Below are 19,662 nucleotides of genomic sequence, written 5' to 3' on the forward strand. Positions count from 1 at the left end.
GGCCGGCCTCAGAAGCTTGCGCGCAGGGTCAGCGAGACGTTGCGCGGGTCGCCGTAGTAGTACCCCGTGGCCGTGGCGCCTACCTTCTTGTAGTAGTGCTTGTCGAACAGGTTGTTGGCGTTGAGCTGCAGCGAATAGTGCTGGTTGAAGCGGTAGCCCAGCAGCGCGCTGTACACCGCATAGCCGCTTTGCGAGGCCACGGCATTGCCGTTGCGCGAGTAGATGTCGCTTTGCGCACTGACCCCGCCACCCACGGTCCAGGCGTCGTATGCCCCCGGCAGGCGGTAGCTGGTGAACAGCTTCAACTGGCGCTTGGGGTCGGTGGGGCGCAGCACGTTGCCGGTATTGCTGAGGGTGTCCTTGAGGTACTCGGTGGTGGTGTAGGTGTAGCCGCCCGAGACCTGCCAGCCGGGCAGCACTTCGCCGGTCACTTCCAGTTCGAACCCTTCGCTACGGTTCTTGCCGGCGGCCACCTTGCAGTGGCCGCTGGTGTAGTTGGGCAGGCACGGGTCGGGGCTGCCCAGGTCATCCAGGGCGTTGCCCACCTGGTAGATGCGGAACACCGCCAGCGAGGTGTTGAGCCTGCCATCGTAGAACTCGCCCTTTATGCCCAGCTCGTAGGCTTCGCCAGTGACTGGGTCGAGCACCGCGTTGGACGCATCGGTGGCGCTTTGCGGGTTGAAGATCTCGGTGTAGCTGCCGTACAGGCTCAGGTTGTTGTTCAGGTCGTAGATCAGCGCCGCATACGGCACGATCTCGCGGTCGACGCTGTACTTGCCTGAGGTCTTGAGGTTGTTTTCCTGCTCGTAGTCGTACCAGTTGATGCGCGCGCCGATCACCGCGGTCAGCGGGTCGGCCAGCGAGATGCGCCAGGTGGCGTGCGCCGCCTGCTGGGTGGTGCGGGTCATCACCGGCTTTGCGCTGATGTTGATCGACGGCTCGGGCAGGCTGGTCTTGGGGTCCCATTCGCGAATGTCGAACACCCCGGAGGCCGTGAAGTTGGTGGCCGAGGCAGTGGAGTCGTTGCGGATGCGCTCCACGCCCACCATCAGTTCGTGCTCGCGGCCCAGCAGCTGGAAGGGGCCGTTGAGGGTGGCGCTGAGGTTGGTCTGCTCGCTTTCGCCGCCGTCGCCCTCGGTCACCTGGTAGTTCATCAGGTAGGGGTTGGTGGTGCTGGCGCGGGTGAAGTAGGTCTGCTTGAAGCCGTGGTCGTCGAGGCGAAACTGCGTGCGGGTGCCCGATACCTTGAGCGTCCAGTCGTTGTCGAACACATGCTCGAGCTCGGCGAAGGTCTGCAGGTTGCTGCGGTTCCAGCGGTTCCAGTCGGCGCCCAGGTAGGTGCTGCGCGAGAGCTTCAGCGGCGAGCCATCGAAGTTGGCTGGCAGGCCGCCCCACGAGCCGGTGGCCTCCAGCTCGGTATATTCGATGCCACCGGTGAGTGTGGTGCGTTCGCCCAGGTCGGCGGCCAGCACGCCGTAGAACACGTTCTTGCGCTCCATGCGGCTGTCCTGGAACGAGTCCTTGTCATCGTGCACGGCGATCATGCGGCCACGGATCGCGCCGTTGTCGGTCAGCGCGCCTGACAGGTCGGCCACATAGCGCTGCGCATCCCAGGAGCCGGCGGTGACGCTGGCCGAGGCCTGGAAGTCCCGGGTAGGGCGCTTGCGCACCAGGTTGACGGTGCCCGAGGGGTTGCCCGCGCCGCGCAGCATGCCGGTGGCGCCGCGCAGGATCTCGGCGCGGTCGATGATCGCCGAGTCACTCTGGATGAACGAGCCGCCGCCACTGCCTTGCACCACGGTGGCGCCGTCATACTGGATGGCGTCGATCTGGTAGCCGCGCGAGTAGTAGGTGACGCGCTCGCTGTCGACGTAGTCGACCACCACACCCGGGGTCTGCTCCATCAGGGTGGTGAGGTTGGTGATGTTCTGGTCGTCCAGGCGCTGGCGGGTCAGCACCGACACCGATTGCGGCGTGTGGCGCAGGGTCTGGGGCATCTTGCCGATGGTCACCGCACCGGTGGTGTACGAGCCGCTGTGCTCGGTGGTTTCGCCCAGGCGGTCGCTGGAGATGCTGGTGGCGCCCAGCTCCAGGGCGTCGCCGATGTCCACCGCCGGCAGCAGCAGGAAGCTGTTGGCCGACTTCTGCTGCACCTGCACGCCGCTGCCCTGCAACAGCAGCGCCAGGGCCTGGGCGTTGTCGTGGCTGCCGGACACGCCGGCGGTGGTCTTGCCCTGCAGGCTGGCGGCGTCATACGACAGGTTCAGCCCACCCTGGCGGGCCATCTGCTCAAGTGCTGCGTCCAGGGGCCCTGCGGGAATGTTCCAGCGTTGCACCTGCTGGGTGGCCGCAGGTGCGGCAGCGCCCAGCAACGGCGCAGCGGCGGCGCTCAGGGCCAGGCCGAGCAAGGCGCCGCGCACGGCGCGCTGAAGGGGATCGGGGCGGGCAACACTTGGGTGGATCATTCGGGGCTCCTGAGAAGAGACAGACGTTTCGCCTTTATCCCTACAGGCCGAAGCTGAATGAGAAACCACCTCATTTATTTTTCAAACAGATTCAAGCCGGGCTGACACTGACCCAGTAGCGGGTGCGGTAGTCGATGCGAATCGGCAGTGCTTCGGCCACCAGCGCCAGGATCTGGTCGGTGTCGGCCAGCTGATAGGTGCCGAACACCTTCAACCCGGCCACCGCCTCGGCGCAGCGCAGCACGCCGGGGCGGTAGCGCGACAGCTCGGCGATGAACTCGCCCAGGGGCATCCGCTGCACGCTGAGCACGCCTTCGCGCCAGCCCCACGGGTCGGCGTGAGTCACGGCCGGGCCGACCTGGCCGCTGGCGCTGAACAGCAGTTGCTCGCCGGGGCGGGCGATGCGCGGCGCGGTGCCGTTGCCGGGGTACAGCGTCACACTGCCCTGGCGCACCGCCAGCAGGGTGCCGTCGGTACGTTCGCGTACCAGCAATTGCGAGCCTTGCGTTTGCAGTACACCGTCACGGGTGGTCACGCGCAGTGGGCGTGGGTCGTTGCCGGTATCGATGGACACCTCGCCCTGGATCAGGCTCAGCGCGCGCAGGTCGGCCGCGAAGCGCAGGTCGATGGCGCTGGCGGTGTTGAGCTGGATCACGCTGCCGTCGTTGTTGTGGAAGGTGCGCCGCTCACCGGTGGCGGTGTGCTTGTCGGCCAGCAGGGTGGGCAGCCCGAGCGGCTCGCGACCGACCCAGCCCAGGGTGCCGGCGGCGCCGAGCAGGCCCAGCAGCTTGAGGCTGTCGCGCCGGCCGATGCTGCGTCGCTGCGTGCCCTCCAGGGTGCGCCGACTGAGCTCGCGGGGCAGGCTGCTGAATTCCTCGCTCATGGCCTGGACCTGGGCCCAGGCCAGGGCGTTGTGCGGGTGTTGTTCGAGCCAGCGACCAAAGGCCTGTTCGGCCTGTACGGTGGGCGTGTTGTAGCGCAGTTGCACCAGCCATTCGATGGCCTGGTCGACGTGGGCCTGGCCCGGTGCTGGCTCAGCCCCGGGCATGGCGCAACCGATAGCAGACGCCCATGGCCTTGGCCAGGTCGCGCTCCACCGTGGCGCGGGACACACCCAGCTGTTCGGCGATTTTCGGGCAGCTCATGTCGTCCAGTTGCGCGTGCAGAAACACCTGGCGCACCCGTGGCTTGAGCTGCATCAGCAGGCGGTCGAGGCGTTGCAGGGTATCGAGGATCATCCAGCGCTGTTCTTCGCTGGGCGCGTGCGCGGCGGGCAGGTGGGCCAGGCTTTCGAGGTAGGCCTGTTCCAGGGCGCGGCGACGAAACTGGTCGATCATCAGGCCGCGGGCGATGCTGCTCAGGTAGGCACGCGGCTGCTTGAGCGGGTGCGCGTGGCGAGCCTTGAGCAGGCGCACGAAGGTGTCCTGGGCCAGGTCGGCGGCGTGGGCGTGACAGCCAACGCGGCGCTGCAGCCAGGTGTTGAGCCAGGAGTGGTGGGTACGGTAGAGCAGGTCGACCTCGGACGGAGGGAGCGTGTCGCTGGTGGGCATCGTCGGTCGGGGCCTGCGCGCAAGAAGTGATTGTGAATCGTTCGCATTCTATGCGGGGAGCAGGGCGCGATGCAATTGGTGGGCGTGCGGGCCTCTTTGCCAGCCGTTCTTCAGCCAGCCACCCGCAATCCCGAGCTCGCCCGCACCTGCAACTGCGGCGCCAGAATGATCGACTCCACCGCTTCACCCTTGATGCGCTTGAGCAGCAACTCCACTGCATGCCGACCCATCTCGGCCAGCGGCAGGCGCACGCTGGTCAGCGGCACGATCAGTTCGTTGGCCAATGGTGTGTCGTTGAAACCCACCACGGCGATGTCCTTGCCCGGCTCCAGGCCCTTGTCCCGCGCGGCGCCCATCAGGCCGATGGCCAGAAAGTCGTTCACCGCGAAAAACGCCTGGGGGCGCGGGTTCAACCCCAGCAGGTACTCGCCCTGCTTGTGCCCGGTGAGGCTGTCGAACGGGCCATTGAGCGTCCACTCCGGGCGCAGGGTAATGCCCTGTTCGCGGTAGTACCGGGTAAAGCCGCGGGTGCGGTCGGCACCGGTGGAGGCGTGCCGCTCGCCCGCCAGGATCGCCACGTCGCGACAGCCCAGGCGGTACAGGTGCTCGGCCGCCAGCCAGCCGCCCAACTCGTCGTCGCTGCCCGCCGTGAGGTGCCCGGCAATCTGCCGGCTGACCAGCACGTAAGGGATGTGCTTGCGCCCCAGCAGCTCCAGCAATGGCTGCTGCTCGCCCACGTGCGAGTCGCCCACGATCAACCCCGCCACCGAGCGGCGCAGGGCATGCTCGGCCCGCGCCAGCTGGCGGGGTTGCTGATCGTCGGTATTGGACACGAAGGTCAGGTAGCCAGCCTGTTCGGCGGCGGCGTCGATGCTGTCGTAGATGGTCGCCATCACCAGGTCGGTAAGGCGCGGCATGAGCACGCAGATCTCCTGGCTTTTGCGCAACTTCAGGTTGGATGCCTGCGTGTTCGGCCGATAATCCAGCTCTTTCGCCAACGCGCGAATACGCGCCACCACCTCGGCCGATGCCGCGCGCTCGACCCCGGCAGGGTCGCCATTGAGCACCCGCGACACGGTGGAAACGTGCACCCCGAGGGCGGTTGCCATGGACTTCAAGGTGGCAGGGCGTGATGGAGTGGGCATGTTCGAGGGGCTTCCAACCGTGGCTGATTTCGGGGCGCGATTCTAACCCAATCGACGGCTTGTCTCGGCAAACAACCTTTACCCAAACGATTGACTAAATGTTTTTGTGTGAATACATTCGCTCAACCCAAACGTTTGGGCAACACAATAAAAATACGCCGGACGCGGCCGCATTTTTGACTTCTGCCATCACTTGAAGAGTCAGATCCCTATGAACAACCCACCCGTTCCGCGCTTTCGCTACCAGATTTTCTTCCTGATCATGCTGATGGCGCTGCTCAACTACATCGATCGTGGTGCCATTTCGTATGCCTCGGCCAGCATTCTCCCCGAGTACGGTTTCGACAAGGCCGACTGGGGCAACGTGCTGGGCTATTTCGGCTACGGCTACATCGTCGGTGCGTTGATCGGCGGCATCCTGGCCGACCGTTTCGGCGCCAAGCGCGTATGGCTGATCGCCGGCGGCACCTGGTCGATCTTCGAGATCGCCACCGCCTTTGCCGGCGACATGGGCCTGGCCTTCATGGGCGGTTCGGCCATGGCCGGCTTTGCCACCATCCGCGTGCTGTTCGGCTTTGCCGAAGGCCCGGCGTACTCGGTGATCAACAAGAGCGTGGCCAACTGGGCCACGCCCAAGGAGCGCGGCTTCGTGGTCTCGGTGGGCCTGCTCAGCACACCGCTGGGCGCCTTGCTCACCGCCCCGGTGGCGGTCGGCCTGCAGACCCTGACCGGCGACTGGCGCAGCATGTTCGTGGTACTGGGCGTGGTCAGCCTGGCGCTGCTGATCTTCTTCATGACTCGCTTCACCAACACCCCGGATGAAAACCCGCGGGTGTCCGAGGCCGAGCGCGAGTTCCTGCGCCAGGAGCGCGCCGCTGCCGCCAACGCCAGCACCCCGACCACCAGCGTTGCGCCGATCTGGCACTTCTTCAAGAACAAGGACCTGCTGCTCAATGCGGTGGGCTACTTCTCGTTCGTGTACGTCACCTTCCTGCTGCTGACCTGGACCCCCAAGTACCTGCAGGACGAGTTCCACTACAACCTGTCGTCGCTGTGGTACATGGGCATGATCCCGTGGACCGGCGCCTGCTTCACCGTGCTGCTGGGCGGCAAGATCTCCGACCTGCTGCTGCGTCGCACCGGCAACCTGAAGGTGGCGCGCAGCTGGCTGGCCGCAACCTGCCTGCTGCTGACCACGCTGTGCTTCATGCTGGTGTCGCAGGCCCAGACTGTATGGGGCGTGATCGCCCTGATGACCCTGGCCAACGCCCTCAACGCGCTGCCCAACTCGGTCTACTGGGCCGTGGTGATCGACACCGCGCCATCCAACCGCGTCGGTGCCTACAGCGGCATGACCCACTTCATCGCCAACACCGCCTCGTTCATCGCGCCGATGCTCACCGGCTACCTGACCGTGCGCTATGGCTACTCGTCGATGTTCGTGGCCGCCGCCGTGGCCACGGCCCTGGGCATGAGCGCGATGCTGATGGTGCGCCCCGGCAGCCGGCAGGTTGTCCCTTCCCCTACACCTGCAACGGTTTGATGGAGTTGCCTGTATGAACCTGGCCAAGCCAACCCACACTGGATACTTTTTTGGCCTGTCGGTCGGCGACCTGGCGCGGCGCCTGCGCGCCGGCAGCCTGACGAGTGTCGAGCTGACCCAGGCCGCGCTCGACAGCATCGAGCGCCTGAACCCGGCACTGAATGCCTTTGTCGCCGTGGATGCCGAAGTGTCGCTGGCGCAGGCGCGCAAGGCCGACGAACTGTTTGCCCAGGGCCTGGACCTGGGCCCGCTGCACGGCATACCGGTAGCGATCAAGGACAACATCGACACCTTCGACCACGTGACCACCTATGGTTCGGCGCACTTCGAAGGCTTTCGCCCCACGCAGGACGCCCTGTGCGTGCAGCGCCTGCGCGAGGGCGGCGCGGTAATCGTGGGCAAGACCCTGACCCACGAGTTCGCCTATGGCCCCACCGGCGACCGCTCGCTGCAGGGCGCGGCGCGCAACCCGTGGGATGCGCGCTGCATTACCGGCGGTTCGAGCGCCGGCAGTGCAGCGGCGGTGGCCAGCGGCATGGTGCCGCTGGCACTGGGCACCGATACCGGCGGCTCGATCCGCATTCCGGCGGCGTTGTGCGGCGCGGTCGGCTTCAAGCCGTCGTTCGCTGCCGTGCCGTTGGACGGGGTGTTCCCGCTGTCGTCGAGCCTCGACCACGTGGGCCCGATTGCCAACCATGTGGACGATGCCCGGGTAGTGTTCGAAGTGATCGCCGCGCGTACCTGCGCGCCGGCCACGCTGCGTCGCCCGCTGCGTGTAGGCTGGATCGAGCCGGGCACTTTCGGGCCATTGGACGCCGACGTTCAGGGGCAGGTGTACCAGGCTGCGCAGCAGCTGTTTGGCGATGCACTGGAGCAGACCGGCGAGCTGGAGCCGTTGGTGGCGCAGCTCAAGGATACCTTGCTCACCCTGCAGCGCGCCGAGGCCTACGACGTGCATGCCGAGCGCATGCAGACGGCGCCGCAGCTGTTCGAGCAGGAGGTGCGCGAACGCCTTGAGCTGTCACGCGAGGTCAGGGGCTGGCAGTACATTCGCGCCCAGGCCGGCCAGGTTCGGCTCAAGGCGGCGATGGCGCGGCTGTTCGAGCGTTATGACTTCCTGGTCTCGGCCAGCGTGCCGATCACCGCGACGCCGGTGGATGCGCGCGAGGTACAGGTGGGTGAGCAACGTATCGACGTGCGTGCTGCAGTGCTCAGTTACACCAGTGCCTGGAACCTCACCGGCCTGCCAGCCATCAGCCTGCCGGCAGGGCAGGTGCGGGGCATGCCGGTGGGGCTGCAGGTGATCGGTGCGGCGGGTGCCGACGATCAGCTGCTGCAGTTGCTGGCGCAGCGCTACGTTCGCACTTGATGCAGCCTCAGAACGTCCACTTGGCATTCACCATGGCATTGCGCGGTTCGCCGTAGGAGCCTGAGTTGAAGGTGCCCAGGCCGTCGTAGTAATGGGTGTCGAACAGGTTGTTGAGGTTCAGGCCGACCGTGAGGTGTTCATCCACCGCATAGTTGGCCAGCAACCCGACCACCCCGTAGTCACCCTGGTGTGCCTTGGTGCCGTAGGTGCCGTTGACCGCGTAGATGTCGCTCTGCCAGACCAGGTTGCCGCCCACGGTCAGGCGGTTCAGTTGCCCCGGCAGGCGGTAGGTGGTGCCGAGCTTGAACAGGTTCATCGGCTGGTTGGTTTCGACCCGATTGCCGTCCTTGTCGTGGGATTCACGGTAGGTATAGCCGCCGATGATGTTCCAGCCCGGCAGCACTTCGCCGGACACTTCGGTTTCGATGCCGCGCGTGGTGGTACCGGCAATGGCCCGGTAGATTTCGCGCCCTTGGGGCGACTCGCCAACGTACTGCGGGGTGTTCTTCTGCTGCACTTCGAACAGTGCCAGGCTCGCATTCAGCGCACCGTCGTAGAACTCGCCCTTGATGCCCAGTTCGTAGTTGTCGCCTTGCAGCGGCTCCAGCGAGGTGTTGCTGGCAGTCTTGTAGTAGGTCTGCGGCTGGAAGATGTTGGTGTAGCTGGCGTACACCGAGAAGGTGTCGTTCAGGTCCAGCACCACACCGGCATACGGGGTGACCACGCCGGATTTTCTGGTACGGTCGCGGCTGGTGCTGGCGCCGGTCAGTTCGTCGCTGCTGTCGTCTTTCTGATCCCACCAACTGACCCGGGTGCCGAGGATGATCGACAGCGGGTCATAGGGTTTGAGGCGCAGGGCCGTGTAGGTGCCCGACTGGCTCAGGCGGGTCAGGCTTTCTTCGGTCTTGGACAGGTGCGGCTTGCCGCCCGGGTTGCCATCCCACTGGTTGATATCGTCGACCGCCGGGTTGGCACGTTGATAGGTCGGGTAGTTGAGGTGGGTGTAGGCGATGTTGGCACCCACCACCAGTTCATGCTCGCGCCCACCCAGTTCGAACGGGCCGCTGGCGTACAGGTCGGCGTTGTCCTGGGTCTGGTAGCTGTCCAGGCGGTTGATGTACATCGACACGCCGGCGCCGGTCTGCGGGTCGGGCGCCCCGGCACTGGCCGAACCGGTCACGCCGCGGCGGTAGGCGTACTGGTGGCTGTAGGACGCCTTGAGGCTCCAGTCGTTGGCGAGTTTCTGCTCCAGCACGCTGGTGAAGTTGTACTGGGTGTTGTCCAGGTAGCTCCAGCGGGCTCCGGGGTTGAACGAGCGGGAAAAGTTCGTCGCGCTGCCATTGTTGTTGAACAGCGGAATGTGCCCGAAGCTGACCCCGTCGGAGTTGTTGTTCTGGTAGTCCAGGCTCACACGCAGCAGGGTGCTTTCGCTCAGGTCGAAATCCAGTGCGCCGTAGATCACGCGCTTGTCGGTCTTGTACCAGTCGACGAACGAGTTGGCGGTTTCATAGGCGCTGACCAGGCGGCCGCGCACCGCACCCGAGTCGGTCAGCGGGCCGGCGACGTCGAATTCGCCCCGGTAGCGGTCCCAGGCCCCGGCTTCTCCCGAGACGTAGCCCTGGAAGTCGGCCGTGGGCCGCTTGCGCACCAGGTTCAGGGTGGCCGAGGGCGAGCCCGCACCGCTGAGCAGGCCGGTGGCACCGCGCACCACTTCGACACGGTCGTAGATCGCCATGTCCGACAGGGTGCTGGTGAATTGCTGCGACTCGTTGGCCACCTGGGTCGGGATGCCGTCGTACTGTATGTTCTGGATCTGGAAACCGCGCGAGTAGAAGGTATAGCGGTCGCTGTCGCGGTGGTTGCTCGACAGGCCGGGGGTGAACTTGACCACATCGTCGAGCGAGGCAAGCTTGTGGTCGTCCAGTACCTGGCGCGGGATCACGGTGACCGACTGCGGGGTTTGGCGCAATGACAGGCCGAGCTTGGTGGCGGTGCGGGTCTGGCCGGTGGTGTAGGCGCCGGTGTTCTCGGTGGTCTCGCCCAGGCCTGCGCCGTTGATGCTGGTGGCGCCCAGTTCCACGGCGTTGCCGGTGGGGGCGGTGATCAGCTGGTAGCGGTTTTCGCCAGTGCGCACCACGCTCAGGCCCGTGCCGGCAAGCATGCCGTGCAGGGCCTGCTCAGGGGTACTTGCACCGGTCACGGGCCGGCTCTGTTTGCCGGCGGTCAGGGCGGCGTCGCTGGCCAGGTAGATACCGGCCTGGCTTGCCAGCTGGTTCAACTGGCTGGCCAGGGGGCCGGCAGGGATGTCCAGTGGCGCGGCGGTGGCGGCGCCGCTGGCGAGTGCAATGAGCAGGGCCAGGGGGCGTTTCAACAGGGCAGGGGCAGAGGCGAGTGGCATGCAGAATCCTTCGGGCGCGCAGGGGTGAAAGGGTGTTCTCCTCTAATTCGAATGAGCCGCAAAAACCGGAAGCACCTGACGCTTTTTATTTTTCGGCAGGCTCCAGGGTCACCCACCAGTCGAAGCGTCGTGACACTCGCACCGGCAAGGCGCTTTCGAGCATGGCAAGCACCTGGTCGGTATCGTTGAGCGGGTAGGTGCCCATGACCCTTAACGATGCGATCAGCGGGTTCACCGCCAGGTGCCCGCGCCGATGGTCGGCCAGCTCTGCAATGAAATCCCCCAGTGGCATGTCCTGCGCTACCAGCAGGCCTTGGCTCCAGGCCTGGCGTTGGGCGCAGGCCGGCGTGGTGGCGGCCATGGTGCTGGCATCGAAGCCCAGGCCCTGCCCCGCATTGGCCACCCGCTGTATTGCGCTGGCGGCACAGGTGGCGCGTACCGCGCCGTCGTACACGTTGAGCAGGGTGCGGGCGCCCTGCTGGCGCACACTGAAGCGCGTACCCAGGGGCACCAGGCTGCCGGCCCGGGTCTGCACCTGGAAGGGCCGCGCCTCAGCGGCGGTCTCGATCAGCACTTCACCGCTGTACAGGGTCAGCAGCCGGCGCTGCCCGTCCAGTTGTACATCCAGGGCGGTGGCGCTGTTGAGCCACAGGAGGGTACCGTCGGCCAGCACCTGGCGACGTACCTCGCCCACTGCGGTGGTGGTGCCGGCAGTGAGCGCTTGCAGGTCGTCCACCCAGTGGCGTTGCCAGCCCAGCCAGCCCAGCGTTGCCCCACCGCTGAGCACGCACAGGCTGCTTAGCACCTGGCGGCGGGAGCGTTGCGTACGCCGCAGGCTGGCGAGCGTCTGATGCGCCGCCCCGGCTTGCGGTTGCAGGCTGTCGAAGCGCTGGCTGATGCGCTCCACGTAGGTCCAGGCGATACGATGCTGTTCCTGTTGTTCCAGCCACTGTTGCCACTGGCCCCGCAAGGCCGCATCGGCTGGCGCGGCGCGCAGGCGTGCGAACCAGTCGGCGGCCTGCTCCAGGGTGGCAGAGTCCAGGGCCGCGCTCACAGCAAGGCCCCGTCCAGCTCCACTTCCAGCAGCAGGCACTGGAGCATGGCCTGGGCCATGTACTTGGTGACCGTGCGTTCGCTTACACCCAGCTGCGTGGCGATCTGGCGATAGTTCAGGCCCTGCAGTTGCGCCAGGCAAAAGGCTTCGGCCACAGGTGCCGGCAAGCGTTCGAGCATGGCCTGCAATTGGCCCAGGGTCTCCAGGATCAACGCCTGGTGCTCTTCGGAGGGGGCGATGCGTTGCGGCTGGTTGGCCAGCGTCTGCTGCCATGCACGCTCGACCTGCTTGCGGCGCTGGAAATCCACATACAGGTGTTTGGACACCGTACTCAGGTAGGCCCGCGCATGCCCGTCGCTACTGAACTCGCGCGGTTGCGCGAGCAGGCGCAGGAATACGTCGTGGGCTAGCTCTGCGGCATCGTGCACGTTGCCCAGACGCCGCGCCAGCCACTGCTGGATCCAGCCGTGATTGTCGCTGTAGAGGCTGGCCACGTTGGTACGGTAGCCGCAAGGAGGGGAGGTCATCGTGTGGCGCCCGTACCGAATGAGAATAGTTATCAAGTATATTCAGCCGGCGGGCATTGGGCAATCAGCGCAAGCAAGGGGCTGGCTTGCGCTGATGGGGGCTCAGATACGTGCGAGTGCTTGGGCCAGGTCTGCGCGCAGGTCATCGAGGTCTTCCACGCCTACCGACAGGCGCACCAGGGCGTCGCCAATGCCCAGTTGCGCGCGCGTCTGCTCGGGGATGGTGGCATGGGTCATGATCGCCGGGTGCTCGATCAGGCTTTCCACACCGCCCAGGCTTTCGGCCAGGGCAAAGATCTGTACCTGTTCCAGGAAGCGTCGGGCACCGGCCAGGTCGGTAGCCAGGTCGAGCGAGATCATCCCGCCAAAACCGTGCATCTGCTGGCGCGCCAGGGCGTGCTGCGGGTGCGAGGGCAAGCCGGGGTAGTACACACGCGCCACCTGCGGTTGCTGTTCGAGCCACTGCGCCAGTGCCAGGGCATTGCTGCAGTGGCGCTCCATGCGCAGGGCCAGGGTCTTGACCCCGCGCAAGGTGAGGAAGGCATCGAACGGGCCGGCGATGGCGCCCACTGCGTTCTGTATGAAGCCCAGGCGCTCGGCCAGCTCGGCATTGTCACCCACCACGGCAATGCCGCCGATCACGTCCGAATGCCCGTTGAGGTACTTGGTGCTCGAGTGCACCACGATGTCGAAACCCAGTTCCAGCGGGCGCTGGATCCATGGGCTGGCAAAGGTGTTGTCGGCCACGCAGAGGATGCCGCGTGCGCGGCAGAGGCGTGCGATGGCCGCCAGGTCGCTCAGGCGCAGCAGCGGGTTGCTCGGGGTTTCGATGCACACCATGCGCGTGTCGTCCTGCAACGCTGCCTCGAACGCGGCAAGGTCGGACAGGTCGACGAAGCTGAAGCGGTGCCCGGCGCTGCGCCGACGCACCCGTTCGAACAGGCGGAAGGTGCCGCCGTACAGGTCATTGCCCGAAACGATGTGGGAGCCGGCATCCAGCAGTTCGAGCACCGCCGAGATCGCCGCCAGCCCGGAGGCGAAGGCGAACGCCTGGGTGCCGCCCTCCAGATCGGCCACGCAGCGCTCCAGTGCCCAGCGCGTGGGGTTGTGCGAGCGCCCGTAGTCCAGGCCCTTGTGCACGCCGGGGCTCTGCTGGATGTAGGTGGAGTTGGCATAGATCGGCGGCATCAGCGCGCCGGTGGACGGGTCGGGCGATTGCCCTGCATGGATCACGCGGGTGGCGAAGGCGGTCTTGTCGTGCTGGGTCATGGGAGTGCTCTGCGCAAGTGGTTAAGCATATCGACACGGGTGATCAGGCCGTGAAAGCCCGAGGCGTCGGCAATGATCGCCACCAGGCCACGGTCCAGTTCGGCCTGCAGCGCCGCCAGGCTGGCAGACGGCGGCAGGGTTTCCAGCTGGTCGGTCATGGCGCTGGCCACGCTCAGGGAGAAGTGCGACGGGTCTTCATGCATGCCCAGCAGGATGTCGGATTCATCGATCACGCCCACCAGGCGCTGGCCGTCGACCAGCACCGGCAATTGCGACACGTCGGCCAGGCGCATGCGCTGGAAGGCAGTGAGCAGGGTGTCGTCGGGGCGCACGCTGATCACCCGGCCATCCTCGAAGCGCCGCGCGATGAGGTCGCGCAGGTCGCCGTAGCGGGTGCGCTGCAGCAGGCCCTGGTCGGTCATCCACTGGTCGTTGTAGACCTTGGACAGGTAGCGCGTGCCGGTGTCGCACACAAAACTGACCACCCGCTTGGGTTCGGTCTGCTCGCGGCAGTAGCGCAGCGCGGCGGCCAGCAGGGTGCCGGTGGAGGAGCCGCCCGGAATGCCTTCGGCGCGCAGCAGCTGACGCGCATGCTCGAAGCTTTCTTCGTCGCTGATCGAGTAGGCCTGGCGCACGCTGGAGAGGTCGGCGATCGAGGGCACGAAGTCCTCGCCGATGCCTTCCACTGCCCACGCCCCAGGCGTGATCAGGGTGCCGCTGCGGCTGTACTCGGCCATCACCGAGCCCACCGGGTCGGCCAGCACCATGGCCAGGCCCGGCTGCACGCGCTTGAAGAAACGGGTCAGCCCGGTAAGGGTGCCGGCCGAGCCCACGCCGACCACGATGGCGTCCACATCGTGCTGGGTCTGCGCCCAGATTTCCGGGGCGGTGCTGGTCTCGTGGGCCAGCGGGTTGGCGGGGTTGTTGAACTGGTCGGCGAAGAACGCATCGGGGATGTCCGCCGCCAGCCGTGCGGCCACGTCCTGGTAATAGTCGGGGTGGCCCTTGCCGACGTCGGAGCGGGTGATATGCACCTCGGCGCCCATGGCCTTGAGGTGCAGCACCTTCTCGGTGGACATCTTGTCGGGCACCACCAGCACCACCCGGTAGCCCTTGGCCCGCCCGACCAGCGCCAGGCCCAGGCCGGTGTTGCCGGCGGTGGCCTCGACGATGGTGCCGCCGGGGCGCAGGCGCCCGTCGCGCTCGGCGGCATCGATCATGGCCAGGCCGATGCGGTCCTTGATCGAGCCGCCGGGGTTCTGTGATTCGAGTTTGAGGAACAGTGTGCAGGGGCCGGTATCGAAGCGGCTCACCTGCACTATCGGGGTGTTGCCGATCAGGGCAAGTACGGCGGGGTTCGAGGCGTTGGGCATGACGTCATCTCGCTTCGGGGTCGTTTGACCTTAGGCGCAGATCAGGGGCCTCGCAACCCTGGCCGGCCAGCCGGTTGCGCCTCCAGGCGCAGCGCTGTCGATGTCTTTACATGAGCAGAACTTGATTTGATGTGAAATTAAATGAGTTTGTCTCATTCTGCGGCCCTGACGACAATGGCTGCCATCACCCCCTAAGGAGAGCATTGTCATGGCATTGGCCCACTCACTCGGATTCCCCCGTATCGGTCGCGACCGCGAACTGAAAAAGGCGCAGGAAGCGTTCTGGAAAGGCGAGCTGGACGAGGCGGGCCTGCGTGCTGTGGGCAGCGAACTGCGCAAGGCCCACTGGGCCCTGCAGCGCCAGGCCGGCATCCAGTTGCTGCCGGTGGGCGATTTTGCCTGGTACGACCAGGTACTGACCCATTCGCTGATGTTCGGCGTGGTGCCCGAGCGCTTTCGCCCGCAGCACGGCAAGGCCACCCTGCAGACCCTGTTCGGCATGGCGCGTGGCGTCAGCGACAGCTGTTGTGGCGGTGCGCATGCCCAGGAGATGACCAAGTGGTTCGACACCAACTACCACTACCTGGTGCCTGAATTCAGCGCCGACCAGCAGTTCAGCCTGGGCTGGGAACAATTGTTCGAGGAAGTGGCCGAGGCCAGGGCCCTGGGCCACGACGTCAAGCCGGTGGTGATTGGCCCGCTGACCTACCTTTGGCTGGGCAAGACCAAGGGCGGCGACTTCGACAAGCTCGAGCTGCTCGAGCGCCTGCTGCCGCTGTACGGCGAGATTTTCCAGCGCCTGGCGGCACAGGGTGTGGAGTGGGTGCAGATCGACGAGCCGATCCTGGCGCTGGACCTGCCGCAGGCGTGGAAGAACGCCTTCGAGCGTGCCTACAACCTGATCCAGCGCGACCCGCTGAAAAAGCTGGTTGCCACCTACTTCGGTGGCCTGGAGGAGAACCTGGGGCTGGCAGCTAACCTGCCGGTCGACGGATTGCACATCGACCTGGTGCGCGCCCCCGAGCAGTACCCGACCATTCTCGACCGCCTGCCGGCCTACAAGGTGCTGTCGCTGGGTGTGGTCAACGGCCGCAACGTGTGGCGCTGCGACCTGGACAAGGCCCTGGCCGTGCTGCAGCACGCCCATGAACGCCTGGGCGAGCGCCTGTGGGTGGCGCCGTCGTGCTCGCTGCTGCACAGCCCGGTAGACCTGGGCCGTGAAGACGCCCTCGATGCCGAGCTCAAGAGCTGGCTGGCCTTTGCCGTGCAGAAGTGCGAGGAAGTCGCGATCCTGGCCCATGCCCTCGACCAGCCCGAGGCGGCCCCGGTGGTGCAGGCCCTGGCCCGCAGCCGTGCAGTGCAGGCCAGCCGCGCTGCCTCCACGCGCATCCACAAGCCGGCGGTGCAGGCCCGTGTGGCCGCCATCAGCGAGAAGGACAGCCAGCGCCACTCGCCCTTTGCCACGCGAATCGCCCGCCAGCGTGCCCGCCTGAACCTGCCGCTGTTGCCGACCACCACTATCGGTTCGTTCCCGCAGACCGGTTCCATTCGCCTGGCACGCCAGTCGTTCAAGCAGGGCAAGCTGAGCGAGGGCCAATACGTGGAGGCGATGCACAGCGAGATTCGCCACGCCGTGCAGGTGCAGGAGCGCCTGGGCCTGGACGTGCTGGTGCACGGTGAAGCCGAGCGCAACGACATGGTCGAGTACTTTGCCGAGCAGCTCGATGGGTACGTGTTCACCCGCTTCGGCTGGGTGCAGAGCTACGGTTCGCGCTGTGTGAAACCGGCGGTGATCTTCGGCGACCTGAGTCGACCGCATGCCATGACGGTGGAGTGGATCCGCTACGCACAGGGCCTGACCGACAAGGTGATGAAGGGCATGCTGACAGGGCCGGTGACCCTGCTGATGTGGTCGTTCCCGCGTGAAGATGTGTCGCGCGAGGTGCAGGCGCGGCAACTGGCGCTGGCCATCCGCGATGAAGTGGTGGACCTGGAGGCGGCCGGCATCAAGATCGTGCAGATCGACGAGGCGGCGTTTCGCGAGGGCCTGCCGCTGCGCCGGGCGCAGTGGCAGCAGTACCTGGACTGGGCTACCGAAGTGTTTCGCCTGTGCGCCTCGGGCGTGCGCGACGAAACCCAGATCCACACCCACATGTGCTACAGCGAGTTCAACGATGTGATCGAATCGATTGCCGCCATGGATGCCGACGTGATCACCCTCGAAACCTCGCGTTCGGACATGGAACTGCTGGAGGCATTCGAAGCCTTCCACTACCCGAACGAGATCGGCCCGGGGGTTTACGACATCCACTCGCCCCGGGTGCCGGAGGCTTCGGAAATGGCCGAGCTGCTGCGCAAGGCTGCCCGGCGCATTCCGGTCGAGCGCCTGTGGGTCAACCCGGACTGCGGCCTGAAGACCCGCGGCTGGCCGGAAACCGAGGCGGCGCTGGCGAACATGGTGAGTGCTGCCGGCTTGTTGCGCAACGAGCTGGGATGATCGTTCGAGGCTTGTTGGCCGCCACCACGACCTGTTGGCGAACGAACAAGCCTGGCAACGCCGATCCTGCAGGCCATGGCCTGCAGGATCGGCGTTGTATCAGCGTGTGCCCGCTACCGCACGGGCACGTGCCGCGTGCAGCTTCTTGTAGCTGTCGATCAGGCGCAGGTGACGGTCCAGACCTTCGAGCTTCATGCTGGTGGGGGTCAGGCCGTAGAAACGCACGCGGCCATCCACCGAGCCCAGTACGGCATCCATGCGCTCGTCCCCGAACATGCGCCGGAAGTTGACGGCGTAGTCTTCAAGCGCCATCTCGTCGTCCAGCACCACTTCCAGCACCACGTTCAACGCCTGGTAGAACAACCCGCGCTCGACGGTGTTGTCGTTGTACTGCAGGAAGGTCTCCACCAGCTCCTTGGCCTCCTCGAAACGCTCCAGCGCCAGGTGAATCAGCAGCTTGAGCTCCAGGATGGTCAACTGACCCCACACCGTGTTGTCGTCGAACTCGATGCCGATCAGTGTGGTGATGTCGGTGTAGTCGTCCAGTTCGCTGTCTTCGAGGCGCTCGACCAGCGCTTGCAGGGCGTCATCGTCCAGGCGGTGCAGGTTGAGGATGTCGGCACGGAACAGCAGCGCCTTGTTGGTGTTGTCCCACACCAGGTCGTCGACCGGGTAGATCTCCGAGTAGCCCGGTACCAGGATGCGGCAGGCGGTGGCACCCAGGTGCTCGTACACCGCCATGTACACTTCCTTGTCCATGCCTTCGAGGATGCCGAACAGGGTGGCAGCTTCTTCGGCGTTGGAGTTTTCACCCTGGCCGGAGAAGTCCCACTCGACGAACTCGAAGTCGGCCCTGGCACTGAAGAAGCGCCACGACACCACGCCGCTGGAGTCGATGAAGTGCTCGACGAAGTTGTTCGGCTCGGTCACCGCCTGGCTTTCGAAGGTCGGCTGCGGCAGGTCATTCAGACCCTCGAAGCTGCGCCCTTGCAGCAGCTCGGTGAGGCTGCGTTCCAGCGCCACTTCAAGGCTTGGGTGCGCGCCGAACGAGGCGAACACGCCGCCGGTGCGCGGGTTCATCAGGGTCACGCACATCACCGGGAATTCACCGCCCAGCGACGCATCCTTGACCAGCACCGGGAAGCCCTGGGCCTCCAGGCCCTGGATGCCGGCGAGGATGCCGGGGTACTTGGCGATGACGTCCTGCGGCACGTCGGGCAGGGCCAGCTCGCCTTCGAGGATTTCGCGCTTGACCGCGCGCTCGAAGATCTCCGACAGGCATTGCACCTGCGCCTCGGCCAGCGTGTTGCCGGCGCTCATGCCGTTGCTCAGGTACAGGTTTTCGATCAGGTTGGACGGGAAGTACACCACCTCGCCATCGGACTGGCGCACGAAGGGCAGGGCGCAGATGCCACGCTCGGTGTTGCCCGAGTTGGTGTCGTACAGGTGCGACCCACGCAGTTCGCCGTCGGGGTTGTAGATGTCGCGGCAGTGGGCGTCGAGGATCTCGGCCGGCAGCGCGTCCTTGCGGCCCGGCTTGAACCAGCGCTCGTCGGGGTAGTGCACGAAGTCGGCGTTGGCGATGTCTTCGCCCCAGAACTGGTCGTTGTAGAAGAAGTTGCAGTTCAGGCGTTCGATGAACTCGCCCAGTGCCGAGGCCAGTGCGCCTTCCTTGGTTGCGCCCTTGCCGTTGGTGAAGCACATGGGCGAATGCGCATCGCGGATGTGCAGCGACCAGACGTTGGGCACGATGTTGCGCCACGAGGCGATCTCGATCTTCATCCCCAGCCTGGCGAGGATGCCCGACATGTTGGCGATGGTCTGTTCCAGCGGCAGGTCCTTGCCGGCGATCACGGTGCGCGTCTGCGCCTGGGCGTCCAGCATCAGCAGGGCCTGGGCGTCGGCATCGAGGTTGTCGACTTCCTCGATCACGAACTCGGGACCGGTCTGCACCACCTTCTTCACGGTGCAGCGGTCGATGGAACGCAGGATGCCCTGGCGGTCCTTGGCCGAGATGTCGGCCGGCAGCTCGACCTGGATCTTGAAGATCTGGTTGTAGCGGTTTTCCGGGTCGACGATGTTGTTCTGCGACAGGCGAATGTTGTCGGTGGGGATGTTGCGCGTTTCGCAGTACAGCTTGACGAAGTAGGCCGCGCACAGGGCCGAGGAGGCCAGGAAATAGTCGAACGGGCCGGGTGCCGAACCATCGCCCTTGTAGCGGATGGGTTGGTCGGCCACCACCGTGAAGTCATCGAACTTGGCTTCAAGTCGAAGGTTGTCGAGAAAATTGACCTTGATTTCCATGCGGGAATACCGTGCTGAAAGTGCGAAACGAATTGGCCGCCATTATCCGGCTTTTTGCCCGGAAGTCTTGGCATGTCACCCGAAGGCGTGACCGACACCGGTAAAAACAAAACCCCCTGAGGCGTAAACGCTCAAGGGGTTTGGTGTGCGTCGGGCGTCGTGGCGACC

Annotated in this window: 13 protein-coding genes; 3 read left to right on the forward strand and 10 right to left on the reverse strand. The window is 65.7% G+C overall.

The window, feature by feature from the left end; genetic code table 11:
• Positions 1–8: 8 nt before the first annotated feature.
• The 4 genes from LOY33_RS03725 to LOY33_RS03740 all read right to left on the reverse strand — a co-directional run bounded on the left by LOY33_RS03725 (position 9) and on the right by LOY33_RS03740 (position 5,124).
• Positions 9–2,465: a TonB-dependent receptor gene (locus LOY33_RS03725; protein WP_116052783.1), complete on the reverse strand. Its 2,457-nt coding sequence runs from the start codon at positions 2,463–2,465 to the stop codon at positions 9–11.
• 91 nt (positions 2,466–2,556) lie between these two features.
• The gene (locus tag LOY33_RS03730; protein WP_258661610.1) at positions 2,557–3,513 is read right to left on the reverse strand and encodes a FecR domain-containing protein; all 957 of its coding nucleotides are present in this window, start codon (positions 3,511–3,513) and stop codon (positions 2,557–2,559) included.
• A complete protein-coding gene (locus LOY33_RS03735) occupies positions 3,500–4,015 on the reverse strand; it encodes a sigma-70 family RNA polymerase sigma factor (RefSeq protein ID WP_043864315.1) in 516 nt (171 codons plus the stop codon). Before LOY33_RS03735 ends, LOY33_RS03730 begins: the two co-directional genes overlap by 14 nt.
• A gap of 110 nt (positions 4,016–4,125) precedes the next feature.
• Complete coding sequence (locus LOY33_RS03740) at positions 4,126–5,124, reverse strand: LacI family DNA-binding transcriptional regulator (protein WP_229589130.1); 999 nt, start codon at positions 5,122–5,124, stop codon at positions 4,126–4,128.
• 247 nt (positions 5,125–5,371) lie between these two features.
• On the opposite strand from LOY33_RS03740, the gene LOY33_RS03745 reads away from it, so the two are divergent.
• Positions 5,372–6,703 (forward strand): MFS transporter, encoded by a 1,332-nt coding sequence (locus LOY33_RS03745; RefSeq protein WP_043864317.1) that lies wholly within the window; start codon positions 5,372–5,374, stop codon positions 6,701–6,703.
• A gap of 13 nt (positions 6,704–6,716) precedes the next feature.
• Positions 6,717–8,072, forward strand: a complete 1,356-nt coding sequence (locus LOY33_RS03750) for an amidase (RefSeq protein ID WP_258661622.1) — start codon at positions 6,717–6,719, stop codon at positions 8,070–8,072.
• A gap of 7 nt (positions 8,073–8,079) precedes the next feature.
• Here the strand turns inward: LOY33_RS03750 and LOY33_RS03755 are convergent, their stop codons facing one another.
• From LOY33_RS03755 to LOY33_RS03775, 5 genes are all read right to left on the reverse strand, one after another.
• Complete coding sequence (locus LOY33_RS03755; RefSeq protein ID WP_043864319.1) at positions 8,080–10,470, reverse strand: TonB-dependent receptor; 2,391 nt, start codon at positions 10,468–10,470, stop codon at positions 8,080–8,082.
• Positions 10,471–10,555: 85 nt separating this feature from the next.
• Positions 10,556–11,524, reverse strand: a complete 969-nt coding sequence (locus tag LOY33_RS03760; RefSeq protein ID WP_238596461.1) for a FecR domain-containing protein — start codon at positions 11,522–11,524, stop codon at positions 10,556–10,558.
• A complete protein-coding gene (locus LOY33_RS03765; RefSeq protein ID WP_043864320.1) occupies positions 11,521–12,051 on the reverse strand; it encodes a sigma-70 family RNA polymerase sigma factor in 531 nt (176 codons plus the stop codon). The genes LOY33_RS03760 and LOY33_RS03765 overlap by 4 nt, the downstream gene beginning before the upstream one ends.
• 102 nt (positions 12,052–12,153) lie before the next feature.
• The gene (locus LOY33_RS03770; protein ID WP_043864321.1) at positions 12,154–13,320 is read right to left on the reverse strand and encodes a PLP-dependent aspartate aminotransferase family protein; all 1,167 of its coding nucleotides are present in this window, start codon (positions 13,318–13,320) and stop codon (positions 12,154–12,156) included.
• Positions 13,317–14,693 carry a cystathionine beta-synthase gene (locus LOY33_RS03775; RefSeq protein WP_258661626.1) on the reverse strand — a complete coding sequence of 459 codons (1,377 nt, stop codon included), beginning with the start codon at positions 14,691–14,693 and terminating at the stop codon, positions 13,317–13,319. The genes LOY33_RS03770 and LOY33_RS03775 overlap by 4 nt, the downstream gene beginning before the upstream one ends.
• A 208-nt stretch (positions 14,694–14,901) precedes the next feature.
• On the opposite strand from LOY33_RS03775, the gene metE reads away from it, so the two are divergent.
• A complete protein-coding gene (gene metE, locus LOY33_RS03780) occupies positions 14,902–17,190 on the forward strand; it encodes a 5-methyltetrahydropteroyltriglutamate--homocysteine S-methyltransferase (protein WP_213606907.1) in 2,289 nt (762 codons plus the stop codon).
• 99 nt (positions 17,191–17,289) lie between these two features.
• Here the strand turns inward: metE and LOY33_RS03785 are convergent, their stop codons facing one another.
• Positions 17,290–19,494: an OsmC domain/YcaO domain-containing protein gene (locus LOY33_RS03785; RefSeq protein WP_258661628.1), complete on the reverse strand. Its 2,205-nt coding sequence runs from the start codon at positions 19,492–19,494 to the stop codon at positions 17,290–17,292.
• Positions 19,495–19,662: the final 168 nt, after the last annotated feature.

It is taken from the genome of Pseudomonas sp. B21-036, from assembly GCF_024748925.1.
GTDB lineage: Bacteria > Pseudomonadota > Gammaproteobacteria > Pseudomonadales > Pseudomonadaceae > Aquipseudomonas > Aquipseudomonas palmensis.